This window comes from Pseudomonas sp. AGC41, assembly GCF_057334555.1.
The window spans coordinates 50,603-51,681 of the sequence record NZ_JBHFJB010000099.1; the positions used below are offsets into that span (position 1 = coordinate 50,603).

Sequence of the window (1,079 nt, forward strand, 5' to 3'; positions counted from 1 at the left end):
CCCCCCCCCCCCCCCCCCCCCCCCACAAAAGCAACCACCTATATCCGTATACGAAATACCAAAAGGAGACACCCATGAGCAAACGCATCAACTGGAGCGGCGTATTTCCCGCTGTCACCACCCAATTCAACGAAGACTTTTCCATCAACCTGGAAAAAACCCATCAGGTCATTTCCAACGTCATCCGCGACGGTGTTTCCGGCCTGGTGGTCTGTGGTTCCGTGGGGGAAAACACCTCCCTGAGCGCCGAGGAAAAAATCGCCGTGACCGAAGTCGCGGTGGACGCCTCCCGTGGCCGGGTGCCGGTGATCTGCGGCGTGGCCGAGTTCACCAGCGTACAGGCCGCCAAGGTTGCCAACGCGGTGCGCAAGGTCGGCGTCGACGGGGTCATGCTGATGCCGGCGCTTGTCTACGGCTCCAAACCGTTCGAGACCGCCGAACATTTCCGCTACGTGGCCCGGCATGCCGATGTGCCGCTGATGGTCTACAACAATCCGCCGATCTACAAGAACGATGTCACCCCGGACATCCTGATTTCCCTCGCCGACTGCGACAACGTGGTGTGCTTCAAGGACTCGTCCGGCGACACCCGCCGCTTCATCGACGTGCGCAACGAAGTCGGTGACCGCTTCGTGCTGTTTGCCGGCCTCGACGACGTGGTCCTGGAAAGCCTCGCCGTCGGCGCCGAGGGCTGGGTCTCGGGCATGTCTAACGTGTTCCCGAAAGAAGGCGAAACCATCTTCCGCCTGGCCCGCGCCGGGCGGTTCGCCGAAGCGATGCCGATCTACGAATGGCTGATGCCGATCCTGCACCTGGACGCCCGCGCCGATCTGGTCCAATGCATCAAGCTCTGCGAAGCCATCGCCGGTCGCGGCAGCGCCCTCACCCGCCCACCGCGCCTGGCCTTGCCGGAAGCAGACCGGGTGTACGTGGAGCAGATCATGGCCAAGGCGCTGGCCAATCGGCCGGCGTTGCCGGATGTGGGGCTGTAAGCCGCAGCCGATGAAAACCCTGTGGGAGCGAGTCTGCTCGCGAAAGCGGTCTGCCTGATTCGAAGGTGCTGGATGTGCCACCGTCTT

The 1,079-nt window shown here is 62.9% G+C and carries 1 protein-coding gene; it reads left to right on the forward strand.

Translation table 11 applies throughout. The annotated features are described in order from the left end of the window. The first annotated feature begins 74 nt into the window (after positions 1-74). Positions 75-992 (forward strand): dihydrodipicolinate synthase family protein, encoded by a 918-nt coding sequence (locus tag ACE04F_RS17360; protein ID WP_486105221.1) that lies wholly within the window; start codon positions 75-77, stop codon positions 990-992. Positions 993-1,079: the final 87 nt, after the last annotated feature.